The sequence below is a fragment of the Phytobacter sp. V69 genome (assembly GCF_965644215.1).
Taxonomy (GTDB): Bacteria; Pseudomonadota; Gammaproteobacteria; order Enterobacterales; family Enterobacteriaceae; genus Phytobacter.
The window spans coordinates 1-1,622 of sequence record NZ_CBFFRL010000409.1; the positions used below are offsets into that span (position 1 = coordinate 1).

General features: G+C 51.6%; 2 protein-coding genes. Both read right to left on the reverse strand.

The window, feature by feature from the left end:
* Positions 1–263: 263 nt before the first annotated feature.
* Positions 264–656 carry a cell envelope integrity TolA C-terminal domain-containing protein gene (locus ACSZPU_RS25595; protein ID WP_499004413.1) on the reverse strand — a complete coding sequence of 131 codons (393 nt, stop codon included), beginning with the start codon at positions 654–656 and terminating at the stop codon, positions 264–266.
* A gap of 106 nt (positions 657–762) precedes the next feature.
* Positions 763–1,467: a GNAT family N-acetyltransferase gene (locus tag ACSZPU_RS25600; protein ID WP_499004414.1), complete on the reverse strand. Its 705-nt coding sequence runs from the start codon at positions 1,465–1,467 to the stop codon at positions 763–765.
* Positions 1,468–1,622: the final 155 nt, after the last annotated feature.

A 1,622-nucleotide genomic window follows, 5' to 3' on the forward strand; every position in this document is an offset into this window, starting at 1 on the left:
CCAGTAAACCCAAGTTAATCGTAGGGATAGATTGTTTAAGCACTACCATCCTGCATCTTGAAGTTACTTGGGTATATGTTAAGTGATACAATGATTGACTCAGAGCCACAGGTATATACGGCTATGTTAAAGGCGTTGTTCGATAAAATTGAACAGCCCCTCACCTCCGGCAACTATCTGTGTGTTATCCCGCCTCTGGAACATTAATCCCTGGGGAGACTGAAATGCCGTTCAGTGACAGAGCTGGACGGCATTTTTTTACCCTATTCGCCGGTGATGACAAACCGTGAGCCGGCAAACGCCTCATACACATGTTGATTGGGGAATGGCGGGAAGGTCGCTCTTTTTGCCGCGGTGACCAGCGCTGCGCAGTAGGCTTTGTTCCCGTAGCGCGACTCGACATTTTCAAGCTTGCCATCGTAGGCAAAATCCAGGTGCAGTCGGCATTTTTTATACTTCCAGGCGTGGCGGTCGGCAAGTTGAGATTCAATGGCGTTTTTTATGGCAAGTGCCTGTCTTCCGAATTCATCCGGATCGGTATAACGCCCGGAATAGCAATCGCTCAGCGCGACCGTTTTATGGCAGTTGTCCGGTTGAAACGGCGTACAGCCCGAAACGGCCCCCGCCAGGACCGCAAGCATTAAGAGTTTTTTCATTTCCTTCCCACTAAATCATTAATTAAACCTAATTATCAGTCAGTTAGTTTGTTTTTATTGGCGAATAACATAGCACAGTTTGTGGCGGCGCTATACTGACCTTCTTTTATTTAAAGCTCTCCAGCGCGCGCTTTTGTTGCCCTTTGCTATCAAAATTCTCGCGATCCAGCCAGGCTTCAAGCGTTGAACACAGCGGCGGCCATTCGACGTCGATAATCGACAACCAATCGGTATCGCGATTGCGCTGTTTGCGGGTCATCACCTGACGAAAGCGCCCTTCAAAGGTGAAACCAATCCGTTCGGCAGCGCGTCGTGAGGCGGCATTGGTTGAGTCGCAGCGCCAGGCTACCCGGCGATATCCCTGGTCGAAAGCCTGGCGCAGCAATAAATAGAGCGCTTCGGTTCCCATCACATTGCGCTGCATCAGAGGCGACCAGGTCACGTGACCGATTTCAATGGCTCCGTTAACCGTATCGATGCCACTCCAGCACACTACGCCGCAGGCACGATTATCGGTACTGCTAACAACCGCATACGGCACCAGGCTGTCATCAGCGATCTTATGTGCGACCCACTCAGCCATTGCCGCAAGCGTCTCGGGTTTATTCGCTCCCAGCCACGTCCAGTCCCGGTCATCGTCTGCCAGCGAAAAGGCCTGATAAAGCGCGTCGCAATGCGCCCGATCCAGCGGGACTAAATGGCAATACTGACCGGGCAGCGCCGTACGCGCAGGTCTGGCAACGGGCTGCCAGTCCGGCAAGGCAAAACCCACCTGCTGGCCGTACTGATTGGTTTGTGTTGTGTTCGTCATTGGCGACATCCTTGATTCGGCGAGATTTACCTTATGTTTCATCTTGTTACAGACGAAAGATTTGTTGATTACGACATACTGTTAGATAGTGTCGTCACAAGATTTTAGCCCAGAGAGCGATGCATCTGATCTGGACGGCAGCGAGAAATGAGGCC

What these genes read in the sequence shown, in the direction of transcription:
- ACSZPU_RS25595 (WP_499004413.1), bottom strand. Translation starts at nt 656, where the DNA reads ATGAAAAAACTCTTAATGCTTGCGGTCCTGGCGGGGGCCGTTTCGGGC.
- ACSZPU_RS25600 (WP_499004414.1), bottom strand. Translation starts at nt 1,467, where the DNA reads ATGACGAACACAACACAAACCAATCAGTACGGCCAGCAGGTGGGTTTT.